Here is a 26,246-nt window from a genome sequence, read left to right as displayed (position 1 = left end):
AAATTTGTATTTATGAAATTTGTCTTTACGCTTTTGTGATCGAGGTTCGGTCAAACCGAATCCCACGAACCAACAACGGAGACGACGATGAAACTAGTGAAATGCCTGACTGGTCTGGCTTTGGCCGGCGCGCTGGCAGCCCCTGCGCTGGCACAGGACCCGACCTTTTTCCGTATTGGCACCGGTGGTGCTGGCGGCACCTATTTCCCCATTGGCGGCACCATCGCAAACGGTATTTCGGCACCTCCGGGCTCGCGCCCCTGCGAAGAGGGTGGCCAATGCGGCGTGCCCGGCCTGATCGCCATCGCGCAATCCACCACCGCGTCGGTCTTCAACAACGCCGCCGTGCAGAATGGTGAGCTTGAGGCCGGACTGGCCGCAGCCGACGTCACCCGTTCGATGTATCTGGGCGAAGGCAAGTTCGAAGGCAAACCGCACCCCAAGTTGCGCATCGTGGCGAACCTGTTCCCCGAGGACCTGCATCTGGTGCTGCCCGCCGGGTCGACCATCAATGACCTGGGTGATCTGGAAGGCAAACGCGTCGGTATCGCGCAGGCGGGATCAGGCACTCAGGTGGCCGTGCTGCAAATGCTGGACGCCTGGGGCGTCAACCGCGACAATATGGACGAGGCCGAGCTTAACAACAGCCAAAGCGCCGAGCGTCTGGCCGATGGTCAACTGGACGCCTATTTCTATGCCGCAGGCTGGCCGGTTGCCGCGATGGTGCAGCTGTCCTCGACCAAGGGCATGAACCTGCATTCGTTCAGCGACGAGGATCTGGCCAAGATCAACGAAATCATTCCGGCCTATATCCCCTCGGCCATTCCAGGTGGCGTTTATGAGGGTATTGATGCCGAGACCAAGACCCCTGCGGTCAGCGCCATGCTGGTTGTGTCCTCGGACCTGTCGGACGATCTGGTTTACGGCCTGACCAAGGCGCTGTGGAACGACAACACCCGCAAGCTGCTGGACAATGGCCATGCCAAAGGCAAGCAGATCACCGCGGACACGGCACTGGACGGTGTCGAGGCACTGGGCGTTCCGCTGCATCCGGGTGCCGAGAAGTTCTATAAAGAAGCCGGGCTTCTTCAATAATCCAAGCACACGAAAAACATGCAGGCGGTGCCCCATCCGGGGCACCGCATTCCTGAAATGCGCGATATCGGGGGGCCATCATGTCCGAGACCCACAGACCTGACGACTACGAACTGACAGCCGAGGAACTGGCCGCCATCGAAGAACAGTTCGACGAGGGCGCTGCCGTCCGGCAAGTCACGCCCACCACGGGCAAGGTGCTGCGTGTCGTTGCCCTGATCTTTGCGTTCTATGAATTCTTCACGGCCGGATTCGGCCTGCCCGCCGACCACTGGCACATGGGCATCTATCTGGCGCTGCTGTTCATTCTGGTCTATGCGACCATCCCGGTGATCGGGGCCAAAAGCCTCTATGCCCTGAAGGTTAGCCGGTTCCGCATCGGCAACATCCCCCTATACGATCTGGTCTTCATGGCGCTTGGCATCGTCGCCGCGCTTTATGTCGGTTTTGCTTGGCGCGGCATCCCGTTTCTGGGGATTGAGGAACAGACCTTCCGAATGGGCAATCCCAACACCTATGACGTTGTCCTTGGCGTCATCATCATCCTGCTGGTGTTGGACATCGCCCGTCGCACGCTGGGCTGGGTGCTGCCACTGATCATCTGTGTTTTCATCTCATACGCGCTGCTGGGGCCGTACTTCCCCGGCCTGCTGCAGCATCCGGGGGTGAACTTCAAAACCTTCGTGTCGTCGATGTATTTCCCGCAAGAAGGTATCTATGGCGTCACCCTCTGGGTCGTTTCGACCATCGTGTTCCACTTTGTCCTGTTCGGCGTCATCGCGCAGCGCACCGGCCTGGGCCAGCTTTTCATCGATAATGCCACCATTCTCGCGGGCCGCTATACCGGCGGACCGGCCAAAGTGTCGGTGGTTTCTTCGGCCTTTTTCGGCACAATCTCGGGGTCTTCGGTGGCCAACACCGTGTCAACAGGCGCGCTGACCATTCCCAACATGAAGCGCCTTGGATACCCCGGCCATTTCGCGGGCGGGGTCGAGGCCGCGTCTTCGGCCGGGGGGCAGATCACTCCGCCCATCATGGGGGCCGCGGCCTTCATCATGGCTGAGTTCCTTGAGGTGCCTTACACCACCATCGTCATCGCTGCGATCTTCCCGGCGATCCTGCACTATGTCGGCGTTTTTGCCGTGGTGCACCTGATGGCGCGCAAGTTGAACCTGAAAGGTCTGGCCAAGGAACAACTGCCGCAGCTCAAGGCCGTCTGGGCCGAGGGCTGGGCCAATATCGTGCCGCTGATCGGCCTGCTGGTGGTACTGTTCACCGGCTACACGCCGTTCATGTCAGCCTTCTGCGGCATATCGCTGGCCGTGATCGCGGGCATGTCGCGCATCAAGCAACCGCCAACGCTGATCTATGCAGCGGCATTTCTGGCCTTTGTCCTATGGAAATTCTCGGATGGCGGGTTTGATCTGACCATGACCGCGATCCTGTGCGGATTGTCGGTGATCGCCACGCTGAATCCGCAGAAACGCATCGAAGTGCCCGAGATGCTGCAAGCGGTGGAACTGGGTGTGAAATACTCGCTGGCCGTCGGTGCTGCAGCTGCGGCAGTAGGCATCGTCGTGGGCGTGATCAACACCACCGGCATCGGCTTCCGCATCGGCTTTATGGTGACGCAGGGCGCGGGCAATCTGGCCTCGGATCTGTACAACATGATCTCGTTCGGCAGCTTCCAGCTGTTTGCCATGGAAGACCTGCAATTGTTCATCTCGCTGGTCTTCATCGCGATTGTCTGCATCCTGATGGGCGCGGGCATCCCGACCACAGCGCTGTACATCATGCTGGTTTCGGTGGCGCAGCCTGCGCTGGCGCAGCTGGGCGTGCCGCCGATCGCCAGCCACCTGTTCGTGCTGTATTACGGCGTGGTGTCCGAGATCACGCCACCGGTCTGCACCTCGGCCTATGCGGCGGCGGCGATTGCCAATTCCAACCCGTTCCGCACTGGCCTGTCGGCCTTTACGCTGGGGCTGGGCAAGGTGATCGCGCCGATGGCCTTTGTCTATGCCCCGGTGCTGCTGTTTGTGTCCTCGACCGGCTTCAATCTGTGGGAGTTCACCTATACCGCGACCAGCTGTATCGCCGGGGTTATCGCCCTGTCGGCGGCGGTCGTGGGATACTGGCTGCAACCGATGAACATCTTCTCGCGCATCCTGATGGCGATTGCCGGGGTGATCTTTGTCGCGCCAAGCCTGACCGCAGACCTGATCGCGTTGGCGGTGGCCTCGCCGGTCATTGTCACCCAACTGATCGCCCGCAACCGAAGTCACTCTCCGGCCTGAAACGATGACAGAACAAGTGACCATCATAGGCGCGGGGATCGTCGGCATTTGCTGCGCCTTGTCGCTGCAGGAACGCGGTATTCCGGTTCGGTTGATCGATCGGGGTGAACCGGGACAGGAAACCTCGTTCGGGAACGCCGGTGTTGTCTCGCCGTGGTCGATCATCCCGCAATCCATGCCCGGAGTGTGGAAGCAATTGCCCGCAATGCTTCTCAACCCCAAAAGCGCGTTGTCGGTTCGATCAACCTTTTGGCCAAAGATGATCCCCTGGGGACTGCGGTTTCTGGGGAACTCAAATGAGACTAAAGTCCGGAAAACATCCGACGCGATGGAGCTGCTGTGCCGCCCCTCCATCGAGCTTTATCGGAAACACCTGAACGGTACCGGTCATGAAAACTTGATCATCGACAGCTACTACGTTCACGCCTTTCGTCGCCTGGAGAACGCAAACCTTGACGGTCTGGATTATCAAATTCGCACAGAAAAAGGCGGGCAGCTTGAGCGTGTGGACGGTGCTGAGCTGCGCCGTTTGGAACCCGCTCTGTCCCCGGAATTCAAAGCTGCCGTTTTGATAAAGGGACAAGCGCGTGTGCTTTCCCCGGGCCGTGTTGGCACGGTTCTAGCTGAGAAAGCGCTGGCTCAGGGTGCCGAGATTGTAAAAACCGAGGTCAAGGCGATATCCCAGACCGCTGAGGGAAGTTGGGAACTGTCAACCTCAGGTGACACAATACGCGCCAACCATATCGTCATGGCTGCCGGGGTTTGGTCGGCAAATCTGTTGAAACCTATGGGAATTAAGGTACCGCTGGTTGCCGAGCGCGGATATCATGTTGAGTTCCCCGACGCTGGCAATAACCTCAATCATTCGGTCATGGACGTCGACGCAAAGATCGTCGCCAGTTCCATGCAGGATGGCCTGAGGGTCGCAGGAACAGCCGAGTTTGCCGACATCGACGCCCCTGCCGATCCGCGCAAGAAAGCCATCCTGATCCAACAGGCCCAAGCCATGATGCCAGACCTGAACACGAAGGATGCGCAATTCTGGATGGGGCGACGGCCGTCTTTTCCCGATAGCCTCCCGGCCATAGGTCAGATCAACGGCAAATCGGGAATATATGCCGCCTTCGGGCATTCTCATTACGGGTTGATGATGGCCCCGAAAACCGGAGAGCTGGTGGCTGATCTAATGTCAGGTCGGCGGCACAATATCGATCTGGATCCATTTTCGCTGGCGCGGTTCTAGGAGCAATACCCGCGTCACAGCCTTGCCACAGGAAGGAATAAAGCATGCCGGTTTATAATGGCGGACAAAATATCTGCGGTGCATCCATCGGTGTGCTGTGTCTGGAAAGCTATTTCCCAAAACCGCCCGGACATATCAAAAACCCGTCCAGCCTGCCCTTCCCCGTATTGTATGAAATGATCGACGGCGTGACCGTTCCGGACCTATTGCACGACCCCAAACCTGAGTTGCTGGACCCGTTCATCAAAGGCGCGCAGCGGCTGGAGGCTGAGGGCGTGCGGGCGATCACCGGCAGTTGCGGTTTCCTTGCCTTGTTTCAAAAGGAACTGGCCGCCGCGGTCTCGATCCCGGTTTTTGCTTCAAGCCTCATACAAGTGCCGTTGGCATTTAACATGACTGGCGCCAAGGCCCCTGTTGGCGTGTTGACTGCGGATGCCTCGGCTTTGACGCCCAGACATCTGGAGGGTGTTGGGGCTGCGGGCGTTCCGGTCGTTGTGAAAGGGCTGGAAGACACAGAGGAATTCGCTGAGGTGATCTTGCGGAATACCCGCACCCGCATGGATACCGACCTGATCGAGGCCGAAGTCCTGCAGGCCGCACGCGATCTGCAACGCGAAGCGCCTGAAATTCGGTCAGTGGTTCTGGAGTGCACCGATCTGCCGCCCTATGCCGCACGGATACAAGAAGAACTGAGGCTGCCCGTGTTTGACCTGACGACGTTGGCGCATATGGCGCACGCGGTTTCAGTGCGGTCCTCATATTCCGGCATGATGCCTTGGGCTTGATCCTGACTTGCAGCTCCTGCACCTTGCGCTTGCAACTGTATTGCGTCCACACAGGGTAAACGTTCGAGTATGGGGATGACTAAGACAAAAGGTGTATGAGGTGTCATTGGAATTGTCCCTGTTGGTCATCGCCGTTTTTCTGGGTGCAATGCTGCAGGTTGGAATTGGCATCGGGTTCAGCATTCTGGCCGGACCTCCGATGATGATCCTGCTGGGCACAAGCACAGCTGTTCCCGCGCTTTTGTTCCTGAATACCATCGTGTCTGCGGTCGCCACGGACAGACGCATCGTGGCGATTGAACGGCGCACAATCACGACCGCTGTTCTTGGCTGTCTAATCGGTGTGGTATTGGGCTTGGTGGTTTATCCGTGGCTCAGCGAAGCCTTTGTGTTGGCGTTGACTGGCTTGCTGCTGCTGATTGGTGTCCTGACAACCATAGTTCCTGTTCGAAGCGCTATTGGGCCGACCGCCTTTATCTCGGTTTCCGGATTATCTGGTCTGGCAACAGTGTGGGCCGCAACACCCGGCCCATTGATGGTTTTCGGGTTGATGGCAAAGGGTTTCGACACCAAGGATGTGGCCGTCTTGGTCCAACCCATTGCCCTCGTCGCATACGGTACTGCGTTCGTGCTGCATGGTGTTGCTGACTGGCAGTCGATTCCGTTTGGACCGCAGCTCTGGGGCTTTGTCGCCGTGGCAACTGTCGGGAGTATCTGCGGACGCATGGTCAGATCGTACTTGCCACAGGCACTTGTCAGGTCCGCAATTCGGGTAATTTCGCTTGTGGCCTGCTATGTACTCTTTCAGCGCGCTTACTTCGCTGCATGAACTCTATGGGTCGAAAATGATGTCAAAAGATCTTTTGTCCAAATTTCCAAAGGCCAGTCTTATGTCTGGCACTACACCGATCGAGCGGCTGGACAGGATGTCCGAAAAGCTTGGGATCGACCTCTGGCTGAAGCGGGATGACCTGACCGGGCTTGGCTTTGGCGGCAATAAGACCAGACAGCTTGAGTTCTATTTTGGCGACGCTCTGGCGCAAAACGCGGACAGTGTTCTGATAACCGGGGCCGTTCAGTCGAATTTCGTACGGTCTGCGGCGGCAGCCGCCGCGCGGTTCGGCATGAAATCCGTCCTGCAATTGGAGGAACGTGTCCCGGATATGGGACCGGAATATTATCAATCCGGAAACGTGCTGCTGGCCAAGATACTTGGTGCCGAACACATGAGCTTTCCTGTCGGCGAAGACGAAGCGGGGGCAGACGCCGCCTTGCACGCCCGTGCCGACGAATTGAGGGAGCAGGGGCACACCCCATATGTCATTCATCTGGGCCTGCATCACCCACCGCTGGGCGCGCTTGGCTATGTCGCCGCAGGGCAGGAACTTTGCCAGCAGATGCAGGATTTTGACGCGGTCGTTGTCCCCTCGGGCAGCGGTGCCACCCATGGGGGATTGCTGACGGGCATACGAACCTCGGGCGTGTCCGCCCCCGTTTATGGTATCTGCGTTCGTCGAGACAGCATGCTGCAACACAAAAGGATGGTGACGGTCCTTGAATTGCTGTCAGACCTATTGGGCATCGAACGGGCGAATGCGGCGGAAGACGTGATAACCTGGGACGGAGCCCTGTCCCCGGGTTATGGAAAGATGGGGCCAAAAACTCACTCAGCCCTTGAATTGATGGCTCAGACCGAGGGCATTTTCCTCGATCCTGTCTACACCGCAAAGACCTTTGCAGGTTTGCTTGATCTGGTTGAGCAACAACATATCAAGCCCGGGCAGAAGGTGGTGATGATACACACAGGGGGATTGCCAGCGTTGTTCGGTTACCAAAGGGAACTGAGCACCCGCTAACTGACCAGAAGAATGGACGCGCCAAATCCGCGTTACATCCATGGAGTCATTCGGCAGCCAAGTTTTGCACTGAGATGTCCTGCTTCAGATAACCCTCACGGGATTGAGGGCATTTGATGCCTAGTGCAGCACCGGCAATCTGGTTACGCAGAATCTGAGCGGTCCCGCCGCCGATCGTGAACATACGAACATCGCGATACATGCGTTCCAGCGGTTCCCGGTCGCTGTACCCGCGTGCGCCGAACATCTGAAGCGCATCGTTCACCACCTTGATAGCCATTTCCGATGCAAAGAGCTTGGCGCGGGCTGCCTTTGCCATGTCCGGGAAACCGCTTCCGCCCGGCTGCCGTGATCTGGCCGCATCATGCAACATAAGGCGGGCCGCGTGAACCTGCGTATCCATGTCGGCCACCATCCACTGCAGGCCTTGAAATTCTGCCAAAGGCCTGCCGAATTGTTGCCGTTCCAGCAGAAACCGCTTGGCGCGTTCCAAAGCACCGGCCGCCACGCCCATCGCAATCGTGCCCGCGCCGACCCTTTGCGAATTATAAGCCTCCATCAAGTCCGAAAATCCGCGTCGCAGCCCGGACGGGGGATGCAAAAACCAGTCTTTATGCACCCTGAGATTATTGAACCGCAACTCGGCCTCCGGCATGCCGCACAGTCCAAGCGTGTTCTCGCGGCCAACTACCTCGAACCCGTCTGGCAGGTGGCCATTGGCCGGGTCGGCAATCACGATAAAACTGCCAATGCCCAACTCATCGTCGGTTTCATCAATGACGCGGGCAAAGATAAGGTGCAGTTTCGAAACGCCGCCACCCGTGATCCAGTGTTTCCGCCCGTTTATGACATATGTGTCACCCACCTTTTTGGCTGTGGTCTGCATTTCCGTCGCCGCACTTCCCGCATCCGGTTCAGTAATACAGATCGCAGGTTTGTCCCCGGCCAGAACATGGGCGGCACAGAACGCTTTTTGTTTTTCGGTGCCATAGGCCATGACTGCACTTATGCCACCCATATTCGCTTCGACCACGATACGGGCCGTCAAGGTGCATACTTTTGCGATCTCTTCGACCACCTCGACGACATCCAGAAAGCTGGCGCCCTGCCCTCCTAACTTCTTCGGGATCGTCATTCCCATGATCCCGGCTTCCGTCAGGGATTTGACGTTGCTCCAGCAATAGCTGCGTGTTCTGTCCCATTGGGCCGCTCGGGCTTCAAACTCGGGGGCGAGGTCTTTGGCTGTTTCGACAAAATGGTGAGTCATTGAAGCGACTCCTGTGCAGATTTCTCACGAACGCGTGATAATCCAGCTTTATCAGAGCTTGTTATTCAAGAAAACAAACTTAAAATGGATATCTAATTCAAGTATTGTGTAGTTATGCAAACGCGCGCACTCAGAAGCCTTGTCAAGATTTCCCACGTACACTCTTTCAGCGATGCGGCGGACCAGCTTGGAATGACGTTGTCTGCGCTGTCTATGCAGATGAAATCACTGGAAGAGGCTCTGGGAGCAGATCTGTTCGACCGTTCGGTCAGACCCCCACGCCTTACCCCGATCGCACGCGCCATTATCGAAGAGGCGGTTCCCCTGCTTCGGCACGAAGACAGTCTGGTCGAACTGTGCCGGCAAGGAGACGGTCTGGCTGGCCGGTTTCGGCTGGGGTTCATCACCACGGCGGCGGTCCGCATGCTTCCCGGATTTCTTGAAGCCGCCAACCGCGAATTGCCGCACGCCTCATTCGAGTTCGAGACCGGTCTGTCTGCCAATTTGCAACATAAAGTCGTCTCCGGCTTGCTGGACGCAGCAATCCTCACCGACGCGGACGGTCTTCCAAGTCTATTGGCCTCTGAAGTTTTGCGGCAAGAGCCATTCGTATTTGCAGCGCATAAGGACCTTTTTAATCAGGGGCTGCCCAGACTGTTGTCCGAAGGCAATTTCTTTCACTTCATGCCTGACACCGGAATCGGGAAATTGATTGCGCGTGTCATGGTGCGTCATCAACGGTCAGCTCAGTCCAGAACCATCGTGCTCGATAACCTGGAAGCCATAATGGAATGCGTTTCCGCCGGGCTCGGCTTCACACTTCTGCCGTTACCGGATGTCGAACGGTATCGCGCACCGGATTTGGTGATGCTGGATGCCAATGCGCCTACTCAACGCAAACTGGTGCTGGTCACGTTGCGAGACAGTACATTGGGCCGCTACCGCGCCGAACTTGCATCTTTGCTGGGACGCACCGAAGACAGCGCTGTCGATTAAACAGATGCAATCAACCCTTCTGACCACGAGGTCATCAACACTGCTGACCTAACCCTCGAATTCGAGCGACGGTGAAGGGATAACTTTTCTCATTTTCAAAGTTGTGATCCGGTCAAACCCTGAATGCGCACGCCCACCAACGATTTCGAACCCAAGCGTTGCAAATTTCTTCTGTTTGCCCAGCAACTCAACACGCGTTTCAAGGGCCAGAACCTTCAGGCCCGCCTGAACCGCAACCTGTTCGGCTTGACAGATCATACGGCGGGCAAGCCCCCTTCCCTGCATGTCGGGCGAATGGCGAAGCGGCCCAGAAACAGCTCTCGATTGCCAGCGCGCATGAACAGGCTTCCGACAAGTTCATGGCCCTCATAAACCGGCGGCGGTGCCCTGCGCGATATCGGTGTCTATACGCTTGGCTCGGCCCGCTTTGTAACCGGGACCGAACCCGAAGACATCTCAACCAAAATTCGCTGGGAAAATGGCGTGGATGCATACACTAGCATCTCGGCCCGGTTCGGGGATGTGGACTGTTCCGCCTATGTCACCACTCGGATGTCGCTGTTTCAGGAAATGACATTCCACGGCGATACCGGCTTGATCCGGCTGACAGCCCCTTTCAACCCGGGAACCTACAGCGAAGCCACTGTTGAACTGCGCTGAGGAGGCGATCATCTGGACGCGCGGAAATTCCCTGCGGTCAACCACTATGTCCTGCAAGTTGAAGCCTTTGGCCGCGCGATCCGGGAAGGTGCTTCGTTCCCCGTGTCGCTCGAGTTTTCAAGAGGCAGCCAGCAAGCCATCGATGCGGCCCTCGAGAACAGCACCAGGATCGATTGGACGTAACAGCAGACTCCGGTCTCAGAACTCATAGCTTTTGAATGACGAAAACCGTCGGTCTTTTAATCGACCGAACGTGATCTATATGCGGCTGCCACGCAGGTGGCGTCGCATGTCGTGTCGAATGGGCTTTTTGCTGTCGTGGCTCACGACACCCGATGGAAAGCAATGGGTCCTGAGCCCCAGCATCAGCCCCTTGCGAAGCGCGCGCCGGACCGCATAAACACAACATGATAGCTTTGGGTCGTCCTGTTCCTGGCGTCACAACCGGGCCGAACCCATTACACGACTTAGCTGAGAGAGCCGATGCGGAGCAGTAAGACAATTCATGTGATCTCGGCCCATGCCGAAGGCGAGGTGGGAGATGTCATCGTCGGAGGAGTCACTCCGCCGCCCGGTGAGACCCTGTGGGCGCAGCGCAGCTTTGTTGCGCAGGACCAGACCCTGCGCAACTTCGTGCTGAACGAACCGCGTGGCGGCGTCTTCCGTCATGTCAATCTGCTTGTGCCACCCAAACATCCCGGCGCCGATGCCGCTTTTATCATCATGGAGCCCGAGGACACGCCGCCCATGTCCGGCTCAAACTCGATCTGCGTGTCGACGGTGCTGCTGGATGGCGGCATCATTCCAATGCAGGAGCCGGAAACGCACATTGTACTGGAAGCCCCGGGCGGGCTTGTCCGGGTGCGGGCGGAATGCAGGGACGGCAAGGCGCAACGTATTTTCGTTCAGAACCTGCCCAGCTTCGCCGACAAGCTGTCAGTCCCGCTTGAGGTGCCGGGGCTGGGGACAATTATCGTCGATACCGCCTATGGCGGTGACAGCTTCGTAGTGATCGACGCACAAGCGCTGGGATTTGAAATTGTAGAACACGAAGCCCGCGACATTGCCCGGCTGGGCGTGACGATCACCAACGCGGCCAATGAGCAGCTTGGGTTCACGCATCCTGAAAACCCGGATTGGGATCACATCTCGTTCTGCGCCTTCTGCGGTCCGCTGGATAAAACCGATACCGGACTGACCGGCAAATCCGCCGTGGCGATTCAGCCCGGCAAGGTTGACCGATCGCCCACCGGCACCGCCGTTTCTGCGCGGATGGCGCTGATGGCGGCCAAGGGGTTGATGCAGAAGGGTCAGACATTCGAGGCGGTCTCGATCATAGGATCGCGTTTCACGGGCCGAATCGTCGACACCGCACAAGTGGGCGACAGGGCGGCGATTATTCCCGAAATCAGCGGCCGGGGCTGGATCACAGGCATTCATCAGCACATGCTGGACCCGGACGACCCCTGGCCGGGCGGCTATCGCCTGTCGGACACCTGGGGGGTGTGAAGCGGGCTCTGCAAACAGGACCAGGTTGCATGATTGGTCACCGGTTTTGGCGAGCAACACACATGCCAAATGCCCTATTTTAGTGCGGCTAAAATAAATTTTGATCTCGCGCTCAATCTTCTGTTCAATGAAGACGAGACCAATGACCAGCAGGAGAACCCGCATGCAGGCTCCGAATACCCGCACCAAGGCCAAGGGACAGCCGACCGAATTGGGTCAGGCAATCCGGAGGCGACGCAAGGCAATGAACATGACGCTGGATCAGGTTGCCAAGGCTGCAAACCTGACGACGGGGTTTCTGTCACAGGTGGAACGAGGGCTCAGCTCGCCTTCCCTGACATCCCTGATGGCGATAGCGGCGGCGCTGCAAACCAGCGTCGAACAATTGCTGAGCGTGCCACGAGTATTCTCTGAATTTGTGGCAAAGGATAGTCGGCAAACCTATTCGCTTGGCACGCGTGGGCGGTTTTACGAAAAGCTGGGGCCCGGGTTTGCCGGTGCACTGTTTCATCCTCAGATCGTGCATCGCCCGCCCGGCCATATTTCGGAAAAGATGTGTCATGCGGGCGAGGCGTTCTGCTATCTGCTTTCGGGACAGTTGGAATACACGCTGGGCGACAAGGTCTTTGTGATGTCCCCCGGCGATGTGATTCATCACGATACATCGGTGCGTCATCACTCGGTTGTGCTGGGGGAAATCGAGGCGGTCGAACTGTGGGTGACGACGTCTCCGATCAGCGAGGCGGGACCTCAAGAGTGAGGTCACAGTAAGAAAAAATGATCTATTACTAAAAGAGTCTTTAGTATTGCTAAGAATCGCTTATTCTCCCCTCGCATAGCGAATTTTGCTTTTGCGGGAGGAGATGAGGATGAAACTGAAAACGGTACTGGGCCTGACGGTAGCTGCGGCAATGGCGTTGCCGGTGGCGGCGCAAGAACGGGGCGGCACGCTGAATTTCGCCCGATATGACGGATCGCGGCTGATCGATCCGATCTATGCAGACCGCAACCCCGATATCTGGATGGTCGGCAGCCTTTTCGACACTTTGCTCCGCGGCAGCGCCGACGGAAACTCGGTCGAGCCCGGTCTGGCTGAAACTTATGCGGTGTCCGAAGATGGAAAAACCGTCACACTGACCCTGCGCGATGGTGTTGTTTTTGCTGACGGCACGGCCATGACAGGCAACGATGTCGTATTTTCACTGGATCGGGCGCGCAATCCTGATCTAAGCCCTTGGGCCGGGCTGCTGGGCTCGATCAACGCGGTTTCCAGCGATGGCAACACTGTCACGATCGCGCTGAATGACCCTGACCCGACCATTCTTTCGATGCTCGCTACGTTCAACACCGCCATCGTGTCGAAAGCGGCATTTGATGCAGCTGCGGGCGAGACGGATCAGGACAAATCCGCCGCCATATTTGCCGCCACGGTCCCCGGGGTCGGATCCGGCCCGTTCTATCTGTGCGGCTTTGAACAAGGCGCTTCGATGGATTTCTGCGCCAATGAAAATTACTGGCGCATGGGGGCCGATGGCAAACCCCTGCCCTATCTGGACAAGGTGCATTTCGAGATCGTTCCAGATGACGCCACCCGTATCCTGCGCTTGCAAGCTGGCGAGGTCGACGTTGCGGAATTCATCCCGTTCAGCCGCGTGGCTGAGCTGGACGCAGACGCGAATATCGACATGCAGCTATATCCATCCACGCGGATCATCTATTCGCCGATCAACACCCGTGACACACGCGCTGATGGCTCGCCGAACCCGCTGGCCGATGCACGTGTGCGTCAGGCGCTGAACTATGGCACCAACAAGGATGCGCTGATCGGCGTGGTGCTGCACGGCGCAGGCCAACCGATGAGCTCTCCACTGATGGCGAAGGCGACGCAATATGCAGCCGACCTGAGCCCGCTTTATTCCTACGATCCGGACAAGGCCAAATCACTGATCGCCGAGGCTGGCATCGCGCCGGGAACGCAGGTCACGCTGACCACGCTGGCGGGGTCGGCGGATGACGCGACGATCTTTGCCGCGCTACAACAGATGTGGGCGGAACTGGGCATCGAACTGGTGGTCGAGCAGGTCGACGGTGCCACACGCGGGGCCAAGAACCGCTCGGGCGAGTTTGACATTCACACCTATGGCTGGGTCAACGATGTAAACGACCCCAGTCAGGTCGTCGGCTGGCTGGGTTATACGCCAACCGCCAAGGCCGTGGGCACCGGATGGGAGAATGCCGAATTCAACAAGCTGTTCGAAGAAGCCGCGAACGAGATGGACCCCGAGGCGCGAAAAGCCAAGTTTGCCCGGATGCAGGAACTTTATGCCGAAGCCGCGCCGCTGCTGTTCATGTATGAGACCCCGTTTGCCGTGGCTGTCGGCAAATCGGTCGGAGGCTATGTTCAGACGCCTTTGGGCAATAACATCTTCGACGAAGCAACAGTCAGCCGCTAAGAGTTGACCCCTTGCCCCGCCGCGACACGCGGCGGGGCCTTTTCGGAGCGCCAACGTGTCCAGCCTGTCCTATATACTGAAACGGCTTTTGCTGATGATCCCGACCTTTTTTCTGGTCATGGTCATCATCTTTCTGCTGGTCCGTCTGCTACCGGGTGATCCGGCCATTGCGATGGCGGGGGATCGCGCCTCGGACGCTGATATACAGGCCATTCGCGAAAGGCTGGGCCTGACCCAGCCGATCCTGACGCAGTTCTGGCTGTTCCTCAGCAACACAGTTCAGGGCGATCTGGGCCGGTCGATCCTGATGCGCACCGATGTGATCAGCGTGATCGCCGACCGGCTGCCGATCACTGTTTTTCTGGCGGTGTATTCCGTGGTGCTGTCGCTGCTGATTGCCGGGCCACTGGCCTTTGTCGCCGCGCTTAATCGCGGGCGCTGGCCGGACACTGTGATCCGTACGGTGTTTCAGATCGGCCTGTCGATGCCGGTCTTCTATATTGGTCTGGTGCTATTGACCTTTCTGGCCGCAAATCTGCGGTGGTTTCCCATTGGCGGCTATGGCGACACATTTGGCGAGCGCCTGTATCACCTGTTTCTGCCCTCGATCACTGTCGCACTTTACACTTCAGCGATCATCATGCGTAACCTGCGCAGCGCAGTTATCGAAGTTCTGGACGCCGAATATGTCCAGTTCGCGCGCGCCAAGGGCATGCCACCGCGCGTGATCCTTGGCCGGCATGTGCTGCGCAATGCGCTGATTTCAACAGTGACCCTGCTGGGCCTGTCCATCGGCAACCTGATGAGCGGTACACTTGTGACCGAAACCGTATTCGCCGTTCCCGGTATGGGGCGTCTCATGCTCGAGGCGATCTTTGCCCGCGACTATCCACTGATTCAGGGGCTGACGCTGACCTTCGCCCTGCTGGTTTCTCTGGTGTTTCTGATGACCGACCTGTTTCAGAGCCGCCTTGACCCAAGGATGCGCCTGCAATGAGCAACATAGCCATCACCCAGAGCCGACCATCCTTTCTGCAGATGGCCCTGCGCAAACCGGGCTTTCTGGCCGGGGTGCTGATCATCGGATTTTCGACGCTTCTGGCCGTTTTTCCCGGTGCCTTCGCACCTTACGACCCGAACGCGATCGATTATCTGGCGATCCGGCAGCCGCCGTCCTGGGCGCATCCGTTCGGCACCGACCTGCTGGGACGGGACAGCCTGTCGCGGGTGATCTGGGCGTATCAGGTCAACATGCAGATGGCGATCTTCGGCACAGTCTTTGCATTGGTGTTCGGCATCGTGATCGGAGCGCTGGTCGGCTACTACCGGGGCATCGCCGACATGATCTTTGGCCGGATCGTCGACGCGGTGATCACCTTCCCATTTCTCGTTCTGGTCATTGCCGTCGTGGCGGTGCTGGGGCCGGGGCTGATCAACATGTATATCGCCATTTCCGTCGTCTACTGGGTTTACTATGCGCGGCTGATGCGGGCCGAGATCATTGCCCAGATGGGCAACGACTACGCCGCCGCCGGGGTGGTCATGGGCTATTCCGACCGGCGCATCATCTTTCGCCATCTTCTGCCAAACGCCATCACACCCGTCATAGTCTACTGGATGACGGATATGGCGTTGGTGATCCTTTTGGGCTCGTCACTGGGCTATCTGGGTCTGGGCGCGCAGCCGCCTCAGGCGGAATGGGGTGTACTGATCGCCGAAGGGCGCAACTTCATCTCCACCGCGTGGTGGCTGAGCCTGATGCCCGGCCTTGCCATCGTTCTTACCGGCCTGGGCTTTTCGCTGCTGGGTGACGGGTTGGCCGACCTGCTGAGACCAAGGGGATAGGACATGCACAGCACGACGCCGATCCTTCAGGTCAGGGACCTCTGCACAACATTCCACCGCAACGGCACCCCCCTGCCCGCCCTGCGCGATGTCAGCTTCGACGTCGCACGAGGCGAAATTCTGGGACTGGTCGGCGAAAGCGGCTCGGGCAAAAGCGTCACCTTGCGCTCGATCATCGGGCTTGCCCGCCGCTACGGCGAGGTGACTGGTCAGGTGAAATGGCAGGGCAGAGACATGCTGACGATGCCCGATCGGGACTTGCGGCAGGTTCAGGGCCGCGAGATCGCAATGATCTTTCAGGAGCCCATGACTTCGCTCAACCCGCTGCTGACGGTTGGCATACAGATCGAAGAGACGCTGCAGGCCCATACCGATCTGGGGCGCGCCGCGCGCCGGGATCGCGCGATCGAGATGCTGGATCTGGTCGGCATCCCATCGGCAGCGCAAAGGCTAAAGGACTATCCGCACCAGTTTTCGGGCGGCATGCGGCAGCGGGTTATGATTGCCATCGCGCTGGCAGCCAACCCCAAGCTGTTGCTGGCCGACGAACCGACAACAGCGCTGGACGTGACCATTCAAGCGCAGATCCTCGACCTGATCCTGCGGCTTGCAGATGAGCTGGACATGGGCGTGGTTCTGGTCACCCATGATCTGGGCGTTGTGGCCCAGACCTGCGATACCGTCGCGGTCATGTATGCCGGCCGGATCGTTGAACAGGGGACCGTGCGCGATGTTCTGCGCCAACCCCATCACCCCTACACCGCAGGTCTGATGCGTTCGGTGCCGGAAAACCTGACGCCGCGCACGCAGCTTTATTCGGTGCCCGGCACACCGCCCGGTCTTGAGGCACTGCCGCAGGGTTGCGCCTTTGCCCCGCGCTGCGAGGCATGCGCCCCGGCCTGCCAACAGGACCGCCCCGACCTGTCCCCGATGGCTGAGGGTCGGCAAGTCGCCTGTTTCAATCCGGTCACCAAAGCCGAGGGAACCGCCGCATGAGCATCGTGATGCAAATTCGCGACCTGCATCTGCGGTTTCCGCTGGGGCGCAGCCTGATGGATTTCATGGCTGGTCGCCCCGGAAAAGTGGTTCAGGCCCTCAACGGAGTCAGTCTGGACCTGATCCGGGGCGAAACGCTGGGCGTTGTGGGGGAATCCGGATGTGGCAAATCCACTCTCGCCCGCTGTATCGTGCGGCTTCATTCCCCAAGCGAAGGCTCTGTCCGCTTCGAAGGGCTGGATGTGTTTGATGGCGATGCCCGTGCAGACCGCAATTATAACCGCCGCGTCCAGATGATGTTTCAGGACCCCTATTCCTCGCTCAATCCCCGTATGACTACGGGCCAGATCCTGTCTGAGGCGCTGAATGTACATCAGATGCGGCCCGAACCGGAAATTCCCGCACGGGTGGCCGAATTGCTGGAGTTGGTTCGCCTGCCGCAGGATGCACAGCACAAGCTGCCGCACGAGTTCTCGGGCGGCCAGCGTCAGCGCATCGCCATCGCCCGGGCGCTGGCGGTCGAGCCCGAAGTGCTGATCGCGGACGAGCTTGTCTCGGCGCTGGACGTCTCGGTTCAGGCGCAGGTGGTCAATCTGCTGCTGGACCTGCAACGGGATCTGGGGCTGACCATCCTGTTCGTGGCCCACGACCTGCGTCTGGTCCGGCATGTGTCGAACCGGGTGGCGGTGATCTATTTGGGCCGCATTGTCGAGATCGGCGACAGCGAAACACTGTTTTCGTCCCCTGCCCATCCCTACAGCCAGGCGTTGCTTTCGGCCGCGCCGTCGCTGAACCCCGATGACCGGGGCAAAGTCACCCGACTGGACGGAGAATTACCGTCACCGTTGAACATGCCCTCGGGCTGCCCGTTCCATGTCCGCTGCCCGCACGCCACCGATATCTGCACATCCACCGTACCGGCCCTCAGGTCATTCGAAGGCCGCGGCGATGTGGCCTGCCATCATGTAGAAGAGATAAACAGCCATGCTTGATGCCCCGAATTCCGATCAGCACCCTGCCCTATCCGCGCTGCGGAAGGAATTGCAGGCGCAGGGACTGGATGCATTCATCCTGCCCCGCTTTGACGCGCATCAGGCCGAATATGTCGCCCCGCATGACGAGCGTCTGGCCCATGTGACCGGGTTCACCGGGTCGGCGGGTATGGCGATCGTCACGCCTGAAACAGTCGCGATCTTTGTCGACGGACGATATGTGGTGCAGGCCGCCAATCAATGCGCAGGACCAATCTTTTCGCATCATCATCTGTTTGACGAGCCGCCCGAAACATGGCTGGCCTCGGTGGCGCAGGACGGCTGGAAGATCGGGTTTGATGCCATGCACATACCGCCCGCTTGGCATGATCGTTTTGCCAATGCGCTGGCAACAAGCGGTGCCCGGCTGGTAGCGGCTGAAAGCAATCCGGTGGATGCAATCTGGGCCGATCAACCTGCACCACCTTCGGGTCTGATCGAGCCCATGCCGCTGCAGTTTGCAGGCAAAAGCGCGGCAGACAAGATCTCTGTTCTGGTTGCCGGGATGCAGGCGCAAGGCGCGGCGCTGATGGTCGAAACCCAGCCCGACAACATTGCCTGGCTGCTGAATATCCGGGGCTCGGATGTGGCATTCAACCCGGTCCCACATTCCTTTGTTCTTATCGAAAGTTCGGGCTGCGTGCATTGGTTTGTAGCAGATCAAAAGCTGACGCCAGAGGTGTGCGATCACCTTCCGGACGAAGTGAAGATACATCCCGCACCTTCCTTTCTTCCGACACTTCAGGCGCTCGTAGAATCCGGTCAGGGCGTCATGTTCGACCCGGAATTTTCACCCACTGCCGTGGTATTCGTGCTGAGGGAAAAAGGCGCAACGAAACTGCCCGGCAAAAGCCTGATAACCCTGTCCAAGGCCCGAAAGAACCCTACTGAGCTGGAAGGGCTGCGCAATTGCCACCTCCGCGACGGCGTCGCCTGGACCGAGTTTTGCGCCTGGCTGGCCGCCGAGGTCCCGGCCCGGGCCGCGCAGAACCGCTTTGTCAGCGAGCATGAGGCCGAGGAAAAAATCCTGTCCTTCCGCCGGGCCCAAACCGGGTTCCTTAGCGAGAGCTTTCGCTCGATCTCGGCCGCTGGTGGCAACGCGGCCATGTGCCACTATGCCGTCACCCCCGGTACTGACGTCCCGATCCGGCCCGACGGCACTTATCTGCTGGATTCCGGTGGGCAGTACGAAACCGGCACGACGGATGCGACCCGCAGTTTTTCATTCGGCCCACAGCGCCCCGAGGGATATGACCGCGCCTATACAGCAGTGTTCAAGGCCTTCCACGCCCTTGCCACGCTGCGCTTTCCGACCGGAACGCAGGGGCATCATATCGACGCCATCTGCCGCCGCCCGCTGTGGGATATCGGGCTGGATTACGATCATGGCACCGGGCACGGTATCGGCCACCGACTGTCAGTGCACGAACATCCACAGCGTATCGGCAAGCCCTATAATCCGGTCGATCTGGCGCCCGGCATGATCTTGTCCATCGAGCCTGGGTATTATCTGGCCGACAGGTTCGGCATCCGAATAGAAAACCTGTTCGAGATCATTTCGGCAGAAGACGGGTTTATGGAGTTCCGCAACCTGACCTGGGCACCCATCCAGACAGATATGCTGCTGACGCACCAATTGACCGAAACCGAGCGAGATTGGTTAACCAGCTATCATACCATGATGCTGGAACGAATTGGCCCTTATCTGTCCGAAGCAGCATTGGCCTGGGCGAAGAAAATCTGATCAGAATTTGCTGACTATGTTTTAGATTTCACCGCGTTCAAACGGGTACAGCCGGAGAATCTCCCGACATAGAAATCCTTGCTTAGGCGACAGGTTCTGGCCCGGCGGCAATACGAAACTGATATTTGCTTTTCCCTCTTGTGCATCCGGTTTATGAATGCAGATTGATTTGGACATCGACCTCCTACCAACAGGGACGCACCTCGTGTCTTGGGTGATTTTTGCGCTGGAATAATGCTAGCGACTTCCACCAGAGTCGTTTCAGATCGAATACACTGGCCGTAAGTTAAACGCGATTTTTCGCGAATGGTTGGACATCATGGACCCGAAAACCGCCCGCCTCATTCGTAGTCTCCAACGGCATATGCCTGCCTTCGAGGCCGCAGCGCGACACGGCAGTTTTACCTTGGCCGGTGAAGAGCTCGGCCTGACACAAAGCGCTATCAGCCGCCAGGTTAAGGATCTGGAGATCAAGCTGGGCCGCGAGGTGTTTCGGCGCCAACACAAGCAAGTCACACTAAACGAAGCCGGAGAGAAAATTTTTCGCGCCTATTCGTTCGCTACTCAGCATCTGGGTGATGCAATTGAGGACGTTCTGCAGAAAAAGACAAAGCGACAAGTGGTATTATCCACCTCGACCGCGAACGCCGCCTTTTTGCTTATGCCGAGGGTCAAAGACATGCGTGATTGCTTTCTCGGCGGTGAGATATTCGTCATGACCTCTGACCCGCAGGGAGTCGATCCTTCTGAAAATATTGATTTTTCCCTGATATATGGAAAGCCGGATCATACCGGCATGAAATCGGTGCCGTTGTTCAATGACATCGTGACGCCCGTGTGCAGCCCGTCATACCTTGAAGAAAACGGCCCGATCGCAAAGCCTGCGGATCTGTTGTCGCACGATTTGCTGTATATGCAGGCGCAACATTCCTCGTGGATCGGATGGCGGCGCTGGTTGAGACATTTTTCTCTGGAGGTGCCCGCGGGAGGCCAGCAACTGGCGTTCAACAACTGCTATCACGTCATTCAGGCCTGCCTCGCCGGGCAAGGCGTCGCGCTCGGCTGGCTTCGCATTATGCAGGATCAGCTGCAATCAGGACAACTCGTAGCTCCGTTATCTGATCGGGTTGAAACCGATGATCTGTATTACCTGGCCTATCCGCACCACAAGGCCCCTGCATGGGATCTTGCGCCGTTTCATGATGGGTTGATGGCCGAATTCGGTCAACCTGCCGAAACACTTTGACGTTTGCCAGCGACAGCTTCGGGAACTGAACGGTGCACCAAGTCGACCCATTTCTAAGCGACGATTGGCATTTCGGCTGATCAACGGCATTTTTTGAATGCGTTAAACTCATGCTAAGTCGCGTGATATTTCATTTCGGGTCTATTCCGGCATAACTTATGCCTTCCCTTGAACTCCCAGCACGAACCAGATGCCGGATTGCAAGGATACAGCATGAAAAAATCAATCAACTTTCAACTGACAAATAGAGGTCAACTGCGATGAGAGGTGAACAAGCCTCGAATACCCCGCAGAATGTGACACTTCCCGGCAAGAAGACCTGGAACTGGCATCCGGATTTGCCGCTGCAGGACAATTCGATCTTCAACTTGTCGCGCGGCCCGATCAATGCGTTGAAAGTACTGTATAACTCGTGGCTGCCGTTCACTGACCGGCTGATCGTTGTCGCAGTTTCAGTGCTGACATGGCTCTATCTTTCGCTATCGCTTGAAACGGCGCGAAGCTTTTCATTCGACTGGGTGGCGCTGGTCTATCTGCGCGATCTGGCGCTGATGGTTCTGTTGGCGGGCGGAATGCACCTGTATCTGTATACGTTCAAGCGGCAGGGCAATTACCAGCGCTATGATGCGCGTCCGTTCCACAAGAAAAACGCGCTGTTCACCTTTAACAGCCAGTTCCGCGACAACGAGTTCTGGTCCATCGCCAGCGGCGTGACGATCTGGACCGCCTACGACGTTGTCGGCCTTTGGGCTTTTGCGAATGGCTATATGCCGATGCTCAGCTTTGCGGACCACCCGGTCTGGTTCGTACTGTGGTTTGTGTTCCTGCCGATGTATGGCGTGCTCCATTTCTACTGGATTCACCGCCTGCTGCACTGGGGTCCGCTTTATACCAAAGTACACGCGCTGCATCACCGCAATGTCAATGTCGGCCCGTGGTCAGGCATGTCGATGCATCCGGTGGAACATATCGGCTATCTCAGTTCAGTGCCGATCCATGTGGTGCTGGCCTCGCATCCGATCCACTTCATCTTTCAGCTTCGGCAGAAGGTGCTTCTCGCGGTCAGTTCTCATGCGGGCTATGACGCCATTACAACCGGCGATGGCAACGACAAAGGGCTGAAAGTCGGGGATTTTTTCCACCAGCTGCACCACCGCTATTTCGAGTGCAACTATGGTGAGCCCGAGGTTTCTTGTGACAAGTGGTTCGGCACCTTCCATGACGGGACCGAGGAAGCAACCGCCGTCACCCGTGCACGAACCAAGCAGATGCATAAGAAATAAGGAGTAAAAAAGCCGCTTCTTGCGGATGGACGGTGCCCGGAGATTTCAAAAAGACTGTGCGGGAGGCCCCGCACAGTTTCTTTTTTTTCGGCAATGGTTTGCCAGTGCTTATTGCGCAGCAGCGCGAGCCGCTTCAAGACAGCCGTTATAGGTTGCGCGGTTGGCTTCGATCCACTCATCGACGTGACGGTCGATATCATCCGAGCTGTCTTCGCCGTCAGCAACTTTTTTGTTATGACCCGAGATGTCGTTGATGTTGATCGAGGCGACTTCGAACAGCTTTGCAGCAGCCGAGTTCGCGCCGAGGAACTCGTCGGTTGCGATGATGCGGATGCTGTCCACTGCAAAGCCTAGGTCTTTGCCTTCGAAGGTGGTTTCAGCGGTGGCACCGTCGGGCAGCGACGAATAAGGTACGGCCAGGAATTCGACATTCTCGCCCGGGACCAGAACGCCCGATACCCAGTAAGGAGTCTAGTTGTAGTACAGGATGTTCTCACCAGCTTCGTTGCGGGCGATGGTGTCCGCGATGATGGCGTTGTATTCGCCCTGATTGTGGACAACCGTGTCACGCAGACCGAACTCGGTCAGTTGATGCTCGATCACGCGCTCGCAGCCCCAGCCGGGAACACAACCGGCCAGATCAGCCAGACCGTCGCCATCAGCATCGAACAGCTTGGCGTTTTCTGGATCTTTCAGGTCGCCCAGATCCTGGACCCCCGCGTCATAGGCGGATTTGTTGATCAGATAGCCTTGCAGCGCGCCATCAATCAGGGTGCCGACTTTTTCCAGCACCGCGTCGCCACCGGATTCTTCAAAGAAGTTGTTGTGCAGCTTGTTCCACGAGGCAGTGGTGAAATCGGCGTCGCCGGTGCCCAGAGCCAGGTGCATGGTCTGCGCCAGAACCTCTTCCGGCTCGGCAACGTCATAGCCCAGGTCCTCGAGGGCGCGGAACACGATGCGCGCCTGGAAGAACTCTTCGACCGTCGGCTGGATCACCGGGCGAACGGTTACGCCTTCGCCCGGCAAGTGGCCATCGGCCGTGGCTGCGCCGGTCAGCAGAGTGGTGGCGGCAAGCGCGACCAATGTGGATTTGACGAACATTGTGTAGGGTCCTCCCAGTAGATTAGTTCGCTTTTTGTGGTTCGAGTGTTTCCTCAACTTTGGACTTGTTGAAGAAACGATAAACAACGCCAACCGGGCCGCCTTCGTACCAGTGACGGTGCCCGTGTTCGCGGCCGGATTGGCCCATGCCCTGCGTGATACGGTCCAGCACGATGGCCAGGATCACGATGCCCAGACCGCCGACCAGCGCCTTGCCCGCATCCAGACGGCCCATGGCGCGCAGCACCTCGTTGCCCAGCCCTTTGACCGAGATCATCGAGGCGATCACAACCATTGACAGCGACAGCATGATGGTCTGGTTCACACCGGCCAGAATGGTGGGGGTAGCCAGCGGCAGTTCGACCTTGAACAGGATCTGGCGCGGATTGGCCCCGAAGGCGCGCGCCGCCTCGACCACCGAGGGGTTCACCCCCCGGATGCCCAGCGAGGTCAGGCGGATCAGCGGCGGCAGTGCGAAGATGATGGTTACAACCAGGCCAGACACGTTGCCGATGCCGATCAGCATCACCACTGGCACCAGATAGACGAAGGCCGGAATGGTCTGCATGGTATCCAGAACGGGGCGGATCAGCGCCTCGAACCGGTCATTCTTACCGGCAAGAATGCCAAGCGGCAGGCCGATCAGGAAGGACAGGATCACTGCTGAGACCACAATCGCCAGCGTGGTCATCGCCAGCTCCCAGGCGTTGGGCGCCAGAAACCCGAGCGCAGTCATCAGAACGCCGACCAGAATGGCGACCCGTCTTCCCGCCGCCTGCCAGGCAATCAGGATCATCAGGATCAACATGATCAGCGGTGGAACCGCGTTCAGGGCGGTGTCGATACCAACGATCATTTCGTTGAAGAAATTCTTGATCGGCTGAATGATACCCCGGTTGGCGATGGCCCAGCCTTTGACGCCATCGGCGCTTTCGGCGATGCCCAGATCGACCGACGAGAAGGGATCGAGAATGCTGAATTCAGAGTCTGCCATGATACCCTCTCAGTGCTTCATAGTTACGGGGTCATCGACCTCGCCCTGGATGCCGCGCAGCAGGGCATTCTTGGTGACGATGCCGATCGGCTTGCCATCGGCCTTGGCCACAACCGCGTGCTGGGTGGCGATGGGCAGGTTGACCAGATCGTCCAGCGAGTGATCGGGATGCGCCTCGGGCCATTGGGAATGATCGACCGGATTGGTGACGATATCCTCGGGAGTGCCGACCTGAACCAGCGCACCATCTTTCATGATGGCGATGCGGTCGCCGATGCGGATCGCCTCGTCCAGATCGTGGGTGATGAACAGGGTGGTCTTTTTCATCTCGGCCGACAGCGACATGAATTTGTCCTGCAACTGACGCCGGATCAGCGGGTCAAGGGCCGAGAACGGCTCGTCCATCAGCAGAATGGAAGGGTCCGCTGCAATCGCGCGGGCCAGACCGACACGCTGCTGCATACCGCCCGACAGCTCATCGGGGTATTTCTGATCCCACCCGTTCAGATCGACGGTGTCGATGGCGCGCATTGCGTTTTCATGCCGCTCCTTGGCATCATGGCTGCGCACCTCCTGACTGAACGAGACATTGTCCAGCACCGTTCGGTGCGGCATCAGCGCCATGTTCTGGAACACCATACCGATCTTTTCGGCCCGAACCTCGCGCAATTCACGCGCGTTCAGCTTGTTGACGTCATTGCCTTCAATGAAAAGCTGACCCGATGTGGGCTCGATCAGGCGATTCACGTGGCGAATCAAGGTTGATTTTCCCGAACCCGAAAGCCCCATGATGCAGAAAATCTCGCCGCGCCCGACGGTGAATGTCGCATCCTGAACACCGACGACACAATCAAACCTGTCACGAACTTCAAGCTTCCCAAGCCCTTGTTCCTGAACAGCTTTCATCGCCTCTGCGGAACGTTTTCCGAAGATCTTCTACAGATTTCGGCAATCGATGGCGGCGTCACCATGAGTATCTTTCACCGGTTCCTCCCAACCTCGGATTTGTTTGCATACTGCATATTTTTTCGTAGTACACAATTTATATTTTGATAATGTGCGCAACTAATATTGATGGAGTCACAGCTGCGATTCATTTATTCCCAAGGGGCTCGTGATCAAATGGGAGGTCAGAAATGAAAGATGCGTCTCGGCGCCGGAAGCAGCAGCTTTATGAGCACTTGAAAATGTCTGTCATGACGCAATCGTTGTGCCCGGGGGCGGATCTGGACGAGGCGACGCTGTCAGAAGAGTTCGAGTTGTCGCGTACCCCATTGCGCGAGGTATTTCGTCAACTGGCCGGTGAAGGATATCTTGAACTTCGCGAGCACCGTGGCGCGCGGGTTTCGGGCATGTCTTATACGACTCTGCGTGATTTCTTTTTGGCCGCTCCGATGATCTATGGGGCCATTCTTCAGTTGGCCGCCAAGAACGCCAAACCGGGTCAGATCGAACAGCTGAAAGAGGCGCAACAAGCCTTCAAGGCGGCGCTGCGGTCTGGCTCGGGGTCGGATCGGACGCTTGCCAACAACCGCTTTCATGAAGTGACCGGCGATATGGCCGACAACATCTATCTGCTGCCGTCTTTCAAGCGGCTGCTGATTGACCATGCCCGGATCGGCATGACCTTCTATCGGCCACAGGACACGACCATGGCCGAAAACCTGTCCGTCGCCAGCGCCCAGCACGACGCCATCATCGCCGCCATCGAGGCGGGCGATGAGGCGGCGGCTGCGCAGCTCGCCATCGATCACTGGAACCTGTCCCGCGACCAGATCGAGCTGTTTGTCACGCCCGCCGGGCTTGACCATCCGCTGGGATCGACGGCGCGCAAAACCCCTGCATGAG

At 58.1% G+C, this 26,246-nt stretch carries 25 protein-coding genes; 19 read left to right on the top strand and 6 right to left on the bottom strand.

The window, feature by feature from the left end; all coding sequences use genetic code 11:
* The first annotated feature begins 87 nt into the window (after nucleotides 1-87).
* The 6 genes from ACR0K9_RS11640 (at nucleotide 88) to ACR0K9_RS11615 (ending at nucleotide 7,273) form a co-directional block, all read left to right on the top strand.
* Complete coding sequence (locus ACR0K9_RS11640) at nucleotides 88-1,095, top strand: TAXI family TRAP transporter solute-binding subunit (protein WP_480530856.1); 1,008 nt, start codon at nucleotides 88-90, stop codon at nucleotides 1,093-1,095.
* An 80-nt stretch (nucleotides 1,096-1,175) separates the two neighbouring features.
* The gene (locus tag ACR0K9_RS11635; RefSeq protein WP_480530854.1) at nucleotides 1,176-3,389 is read left to right on the top strand and encodes a TRAP transporter permease; all 2,214 of its coding nucleotides are present in this window, start codon (nucleotides 1,176-1,178) and stop codon (nucleotides 3,387-3,389) included.
* A 4-nt stretch (nucleotides 3,390-3,393) separates the two neighbouring features.
* On the top strand, nucleotides 3,394-4,632 hold the full coding sequence (locus tag ACR0K9_RS11630; RefSeq protein WP_480823348.1) for an NAD(P)/FAD-dependent oxidoreductase: 1,239 nt from the start codon (nucleotides 3,394-3,396) through the stop codon (nucleotides 4,630-4,632).
* Between the two features lie 44 nt (nucleotides 4,633-4,676).
* Complete coding sequence (locus ACR0K9_RS11625; protein ID WP_480823346.1) at nucleotides 4,677-5,417, top strand: aspartate/glutamate racemase family protein; 741 nt, start codon at nucleotides 4,677-4,679, stop codon at nucleotides 5,415-5,417.
* Nucleotides 5,418-5,523: 106 nt separating this feature from the next.
* Complete coding sequence (locus ACR0K9_RS11620) at nucleotides 5,524-6,246, top strand: TSUP family transporter (protein ID WP_480823344.1); 723 nt, start codon at nucleotides 5,524-5,526, stop codon at nucleotides 6,244-6,246.
* Between the two features lie 61 nt (nucleotides 6,247-6,307).
* Nucleotides 6,308-7,273 carry a D-cysteine desulfhydrase family protein gene (locus ACR0K9_RS11615; RefSeq protein ID WP_480823342.1) on the top strand — a complete coding sequence of 322 codons (966 nt, stop codon included), beginning with the start codon at nucleotides 6,308-6,310 and terminating at the stop codon, nucleotides 7,271-7,273.
* A 46-nt stretch (nucleotides 7,274-7,319) separates the two neighbouring features.
* Here the strand turns inward: ACR0K9_RS11615 and acdA are convergent, their stop codons facing one another.
* The gene (acdA, locus tag ACR0K9_RS11610; RefSeq protein WP_480823340.1) at nucleotides 7,320-8,540 is read right to left on the bottom strand and encodes a 3-sulfinopropanoyl-CoA desulfinase; all 1,221 of its coding nucleotides are present in this window, start codon (nucleotides 8,538-8,540) and stop codon (nucleotides 7,320-7,322) included.
* 114 nt (nucleotides 8,541-8,654) lie between these two features.
* Here acdA and ACR0K9_RS11605 point away from each other — a divergent pair, with 114 nt between their 5' ends.
* Nucleotides 8,655-9,536 carry a LysR family transcriptional regulator gene (locus ACR0K9_RS11605; RefSeq protein WP_480823338.1) on the top strand — a complete coding sequence of 294 codons (882 nt, stop codon included), beginning with the start codon at nucleotides 8,655-8,657 and terminating at the stop codon, nucleotides 9,534-9,536.
* A 48-nt stretch (nucleotides 9,537-9,584) separates the two neighbouring features.
* Here ACR0K9_RS11605 and ACR0K9_RS11600 read toward each other — a convergent pair whose 3' ends face one another.
* Complete coding sequence (locus ACR0K9_RS11600) at nucleotides 9,585-9,821, bottom strand: N-acetyltransferase (RefSeq protein ID WP_480823336.1); 237 nt, start codon at nucleotides 9,819-9,821, stop codon at nucleotides 9,585-9,587.
* A gap of 102 nt (nucleotides 9,822-9,923) precedes the next feature.
* Here ACR0K9_RS11600 and ACR0K9_RS11595 point away from each other — a divergent pair, with 102 nt between their 5' ends.
* The 11 genes from ACR0K9_RS11595 to ACR0K9_RS11545 all read left to right on the top strand — a co-directional run bounded on the left by ACR0K9_RS11595 (nucleotide 9,924) and on the right by ACR0K9_RS11545 (nucleotide 22,303).
* The gene (locus ACR0K9_RS11595; protein WP_480823537.1) at nucleotides 9,924-10,196 is read left to right on the top strand and encodes a Gfo/Idh/MocA family protein; all 273 of its coding nucleotides are present in this window, start codon (nucleotides 9,924-9,926) and stop codon (nucleotides 10,194-10,196) included.
* 483 nt (nucleotides 10,197-10,679) lie between these two features.
* Entirely contained in the window at nucleotides 10,680-11,705 is a 1,026-nt protein-coding gene (locus ACR0K9_RS11590) for a trans-3-hydroxy-L-proline dehydratase (RefSeq protein ID WP_480823334.1), read from the top strand.
* A gap of 163 nt (nucleotides 11,706-11,868) precedes the next feature.
* Complete coding sequence (locus ACR0K9_RS11585; protein ID WP_480823332.1) at nucleotides 11,869-12,465, top strand: helix-turn-helix domain-containing protein; 597 nt, start codon at nucleotides 11,869-11,871, stop codon at nucleotides 12,463-12,465.
* Between the two features lie 109 nt (nucleotides 12,466-12,574).
* Complete coding sequence (locus tag ACR0K9_RS11580; RefSeq protein WP_480823330.1) at nucleotides 12,575-14,158, top strand: ABC transporter substrate-binding protein; 1,584 nt, start codon at nucleotides 12,575-12,577, stop codon at nucleotides 14,156-14,158.
* A gap of 55 nt (nucleotides 14,159-14,213) precedes the next feature.
* A complete protein-coding gene (locus ACR0K9_RS11575) occupies nucleotides 14,214-15,155 on the top strand; it encodes an ABC transporter permease (protein ID WP_480823328.1) in 942 nt (313 codons plus the stop codon).
* Entirely contained in the window at nucleotides 15,152-16,003 is an 852-nt protein-coding gene (locus tag ACR0K9_RS11570; RefSeq protein WP_480823326.1) for an ABC transporter permease, read from the top strand. The genes ACR0K9_RS11575 and ACR0K9_RS11570 overlap by 4 nt, the downstream gene beginning before the upstream one ends.
* Nucleotides 16,004-16,006: 3 nt before the next feature.
* Nucleotides 16,007-16,999: an ABC transporter ATP-binding protein gene (locus ACR0K9_RS11565; RefSeq protein WP_480823324.1), complete on the top strand. Its 993-nt coding sequence runs from the start codon at nucleotides 16,007-16,009 to the stop codon at nucleotides 16,997-16,999.
* Complete coding sequence (locus ACR0K9_RS11560; RefSeq protein WP_480823322.1) at nucleotides 16,996-17,991, top strand: ABC transporter ATP-binding protein; 996 nt, start codon at nucleotides 16,996-16,998, stop codon at nucleotides 17,989-17,991. The genes ACR0K9_RS11565 and ACR0K9_RS11560 overlap by 4 nt, the downstream gene beginning before the upstream one ends.
* A complete protein-coding gene (locus tag ACR0K9_RS11555) occupies nucleotides 17,984-19,774 on the top strand; it encodes an aminopeptidase P family protein (RefSeq protein WP_480823320.1) in 1,791 nt (596 codons plus the stop codon). The genes ACR0K9_RS11560 and ACR0K9_RS11555 overlap by 8 nt, the downstream gene beginning before the upstream one ends.
* A 319-nt stretch (nucleotides 19,775-20,093) precedes the next feature.
* Nucleotides 20,094-21,020: a LysR substrate-binding domain-containing protein gene (locus ACR0K9_RS11550; RefSeq protein WP_480823318.1), complete on the top strand. Its 927-nt coding sequence runs from the start codon at nucleotides 20,094-20,096 to the stop codon at nucleotides 21,018-21,020.
* A 260-nt stretch (nucleotides 21,021-21,280) separates the two neighbouring features.
* On the top strand, nucleotides 21,281-22,303 hold the full coding sequence (locus ACR0K9_RS11545; protein ID WP_480823316.1) for a sterol desaturase family protein: 1,023 nt from the start codon (nucleotides 21,281-21,283) through the stop codon (nucleotides 22,301-22,303).
* A gap of 108 nt (nucleotides 22,304-22,411) precedes the next feature.
* Here ACR0K9_RS11545 and ACR0K9_RS11540 read toward each other — a convergent pair whose 3' ends face one another.
* The 4 genes from ACR0K9_RS11540 to ACR0K9_RS11525 all read right to left on the bottom strand — a co-directional run bounded on the left by ACR0K9_RS11540 (nucleotide 22,412) and on the right by ACR0K9_RS11525 (nucleotide 25,304).
* A complete protein-coding gene (locus ACR0K9_RS11540) occupies nucleotides 22,412-22,645 on the bottom strand; it encodes a hypothetical protein (protein ID WP_480823314.1) in 234 nt (77 codons plus the stop codon).
* Nucleotides 22,646-22,774: 129 nt separating this feature from the next.
* Nucleotides 22,775-23,404 (bottom strand): glycine betaine/L-proline ABC transporter substrate-binding protein ProX, encoded by a 630-nt coding sequence (gene proX / locus ACR0K9_RS11535; protein ID WP_480823312.1) that lies wholly within the window; start codon nucleotides 23,402-23,404, stop codon nucleotides 22,775-22,777.
* Nucleotides 23,405-23,426: 22 nt separating this feature from the next.
* On the bottom strand, nucleotides 23,427-24,398 hold the full coding sequence (locus tag ACR0K9_RS11530; protein WP_480823310.1) for an ABC transporter permease: 972 nt from the start codon (nucleotides 24,396-24,398) through the stop codon (nucleotides 23,427-23,429).
* Between the two features lie 9 nt (nucleotides 24,399-24,407).
* Nucleotides 24,408-25,304: a betaine/proline/choline family ABC transporter ATP-binding protein gene (locus ACR0K9_RS11525; protein ID WP_480823308.1), complete on the bottom strand. Its 897-nt coding sequence runs from the start codon at nucleotides 25,302-25,304 to the stop codon at nucleotides 24,408-24,410.
* Between the two features lie 230 nt (nucleotides 25,305-25,534).
* Here ACR0K9_RS11525 and ACR0K9_RS11520 point away from each other — a divergent pair, with 230 nt between their 5' ends.
* A complete protein-coding gene (locus ACR0K9_RS11520) occupies nucleotides 25,535-26,245 on the top strand; it encodes a GntR family transcriptional regulator (RefSeq protein WP_480530782.1) in 711 nt (236 codons plus the stop codon).
* Nucleotide 26,246: the final 1 nt, after the last annotated feature.

This window comes from Ruegeria sp. L12 (assembly GCF_056531745.1).
This window is presented reverse-complemented; position numbering and strand designations above follow the sequence as displayed.

Bases quoted from the DNA above. Each gene is read 5' to 3' on its own strand.
- ACR0K9_RS11640 (WP_480530856.1), top strand. From the start codon at position 88: ATGAAACTAGTGAAATGCCTGACTGGTCTGGCTTTGGCCGGCGCGCTG.
- ACR0K9_RS11635 (WP_480530854.1), top strand. From the start codon at position 1,176: ATGTCCGAGACCCACAGACCTGACGACTACGAACTGACAGCCGAGGAA.
- ACR0K9_RS11630 (WP_480823348.1), top strand. From the start codon at position 3,394: ATGACAGAACAAGTGACCATCATAGGCGCGGGGATCGTCGGCATTTGC.
- ACR0K9_RS11625 (WP_480823346.1), top strand. From the start codon at position 4,677: ATGCCGGTTTATAATGGCGGACAAAATATCTGCGGTGCATCCATCGGT.
- ACR0K9_RS11615 (WP_480823342.1), top strand. From the start codon at position 6,308: ATGTCTGGCACTACACCGATCGAGCGGCTGGACAGGATGTCCGAAAAG.
- acdA (WP_480823340.1), bottom strand. From the start codon at position 8,540: ATGACTCACCATTTTGTCGAAACAGCCAAAGACCTCGCCCCCGAGTTT.
- ACR0K9_RS11605 (WP_480823338.1), top strand. From the start codon at position 8,655: ATGCAAACGCGCGCACTCAGAAGCCTTGTCAAGATTTCCCACGTACAC.
- ACR0K9_RS11600 (WP_480823336.1), bottom strand. From the start codon at position 9,821: ATGCAGGGAAGGGGGCTTGCCCGCCGTATGATCTGTCAAGCCGAACAG.
- ACR0K9_RS11590 (WP_480823334.1), top strand. From the start codon at position 10,680: ATGCGGAGCAGTAAGACAATTCATGTGATCTCGGCCCATGCCGAAGGC.
- ACR0K9_RS11585 (WP_480823332.1), top strand. From the start codon at position 11,869: ATGCAGGCTCCGAATACCCGCACCAAGGCCAAGGGACAGCCGACCGAA.
- ACR0K9_RS11580 (WP_480823330.1), top strand. From the start codon at position 12,575: ATGAAACTGAAAACGGTACTGGGCCTGACGGTAGCTGCGGCAATGGCG.
- ACR0K9_RS11570 (WP_480823326.1), top strand. From the start codon at position 15,152: ATGAGCAACATAGCCATCACCCAGAGCCGACCATCCTTTCTGCAGATG.
- ACR0K9_RS11565 (WP_480823324.1), top strand. From the start codon at position 16,007: ATGCACAGCACGACGCCGATCCTTCAGGTCAGGGACCTCTGCACAACA.
- ACR0K9_RS11560 (WP_480823322.1), top strand. From the start codon at position 16,996: ATGAGCATCGTGATGCAAATTCGCGACCTGCATCTGCGGTTTCCGCTG.
- ACR0K9_RS11555 (WP_480823320.1), top strand. From the start codon at position 17,984: ATGCTTGATGCCCCGAATTCCGATCAGCACCCTGCCCTATCCGCGCTG.
- ACR0K9_RS11550 (WP_480823318.1), top strand. From the start codon at position 20,094: ATGGACCCGAAAACCGCCCGCCTCATTCGTAGTCTCCAACGGCATATG.
- ACR0K9_RS11545 (WP_480823316.1), top strand. From the start codon at position 21,281: ATGAGAGGTGAACAAGCCTCGAATACCCCGCAGAATGTGACACTTCCC.
- proX (WP_480823312.1), bottom strand. From the start codon at position 23,404: ATGTTCGTCAAATCCACATTGGTCGCGCTTGCCGCCACCACTCTGCTG.
- ACR0K9_RS11530 (WP_480823310.1), bottom strand. From the start codon at position 24,398: ATGGCAGACTCTGAATTCAGCATTCTCGATCCCTTCTCGTCGGTCGAT.
- ACR0K9_RS11525 (WP_480823308.1), bottom strand. From the start codon at position 25,304: ATGAAAGCTGTTCAGGAACAAGGGCTTGGGAAGCTTGAAGTTCGTGAC.
- ACR0K9_RS11520 (WP_480530782.1), top strand. From the start codon at position 25,535: ATGAAAGATGCGTCTCGGCGCCGGAAGCAGCAGCTTTATGAGCACTTG.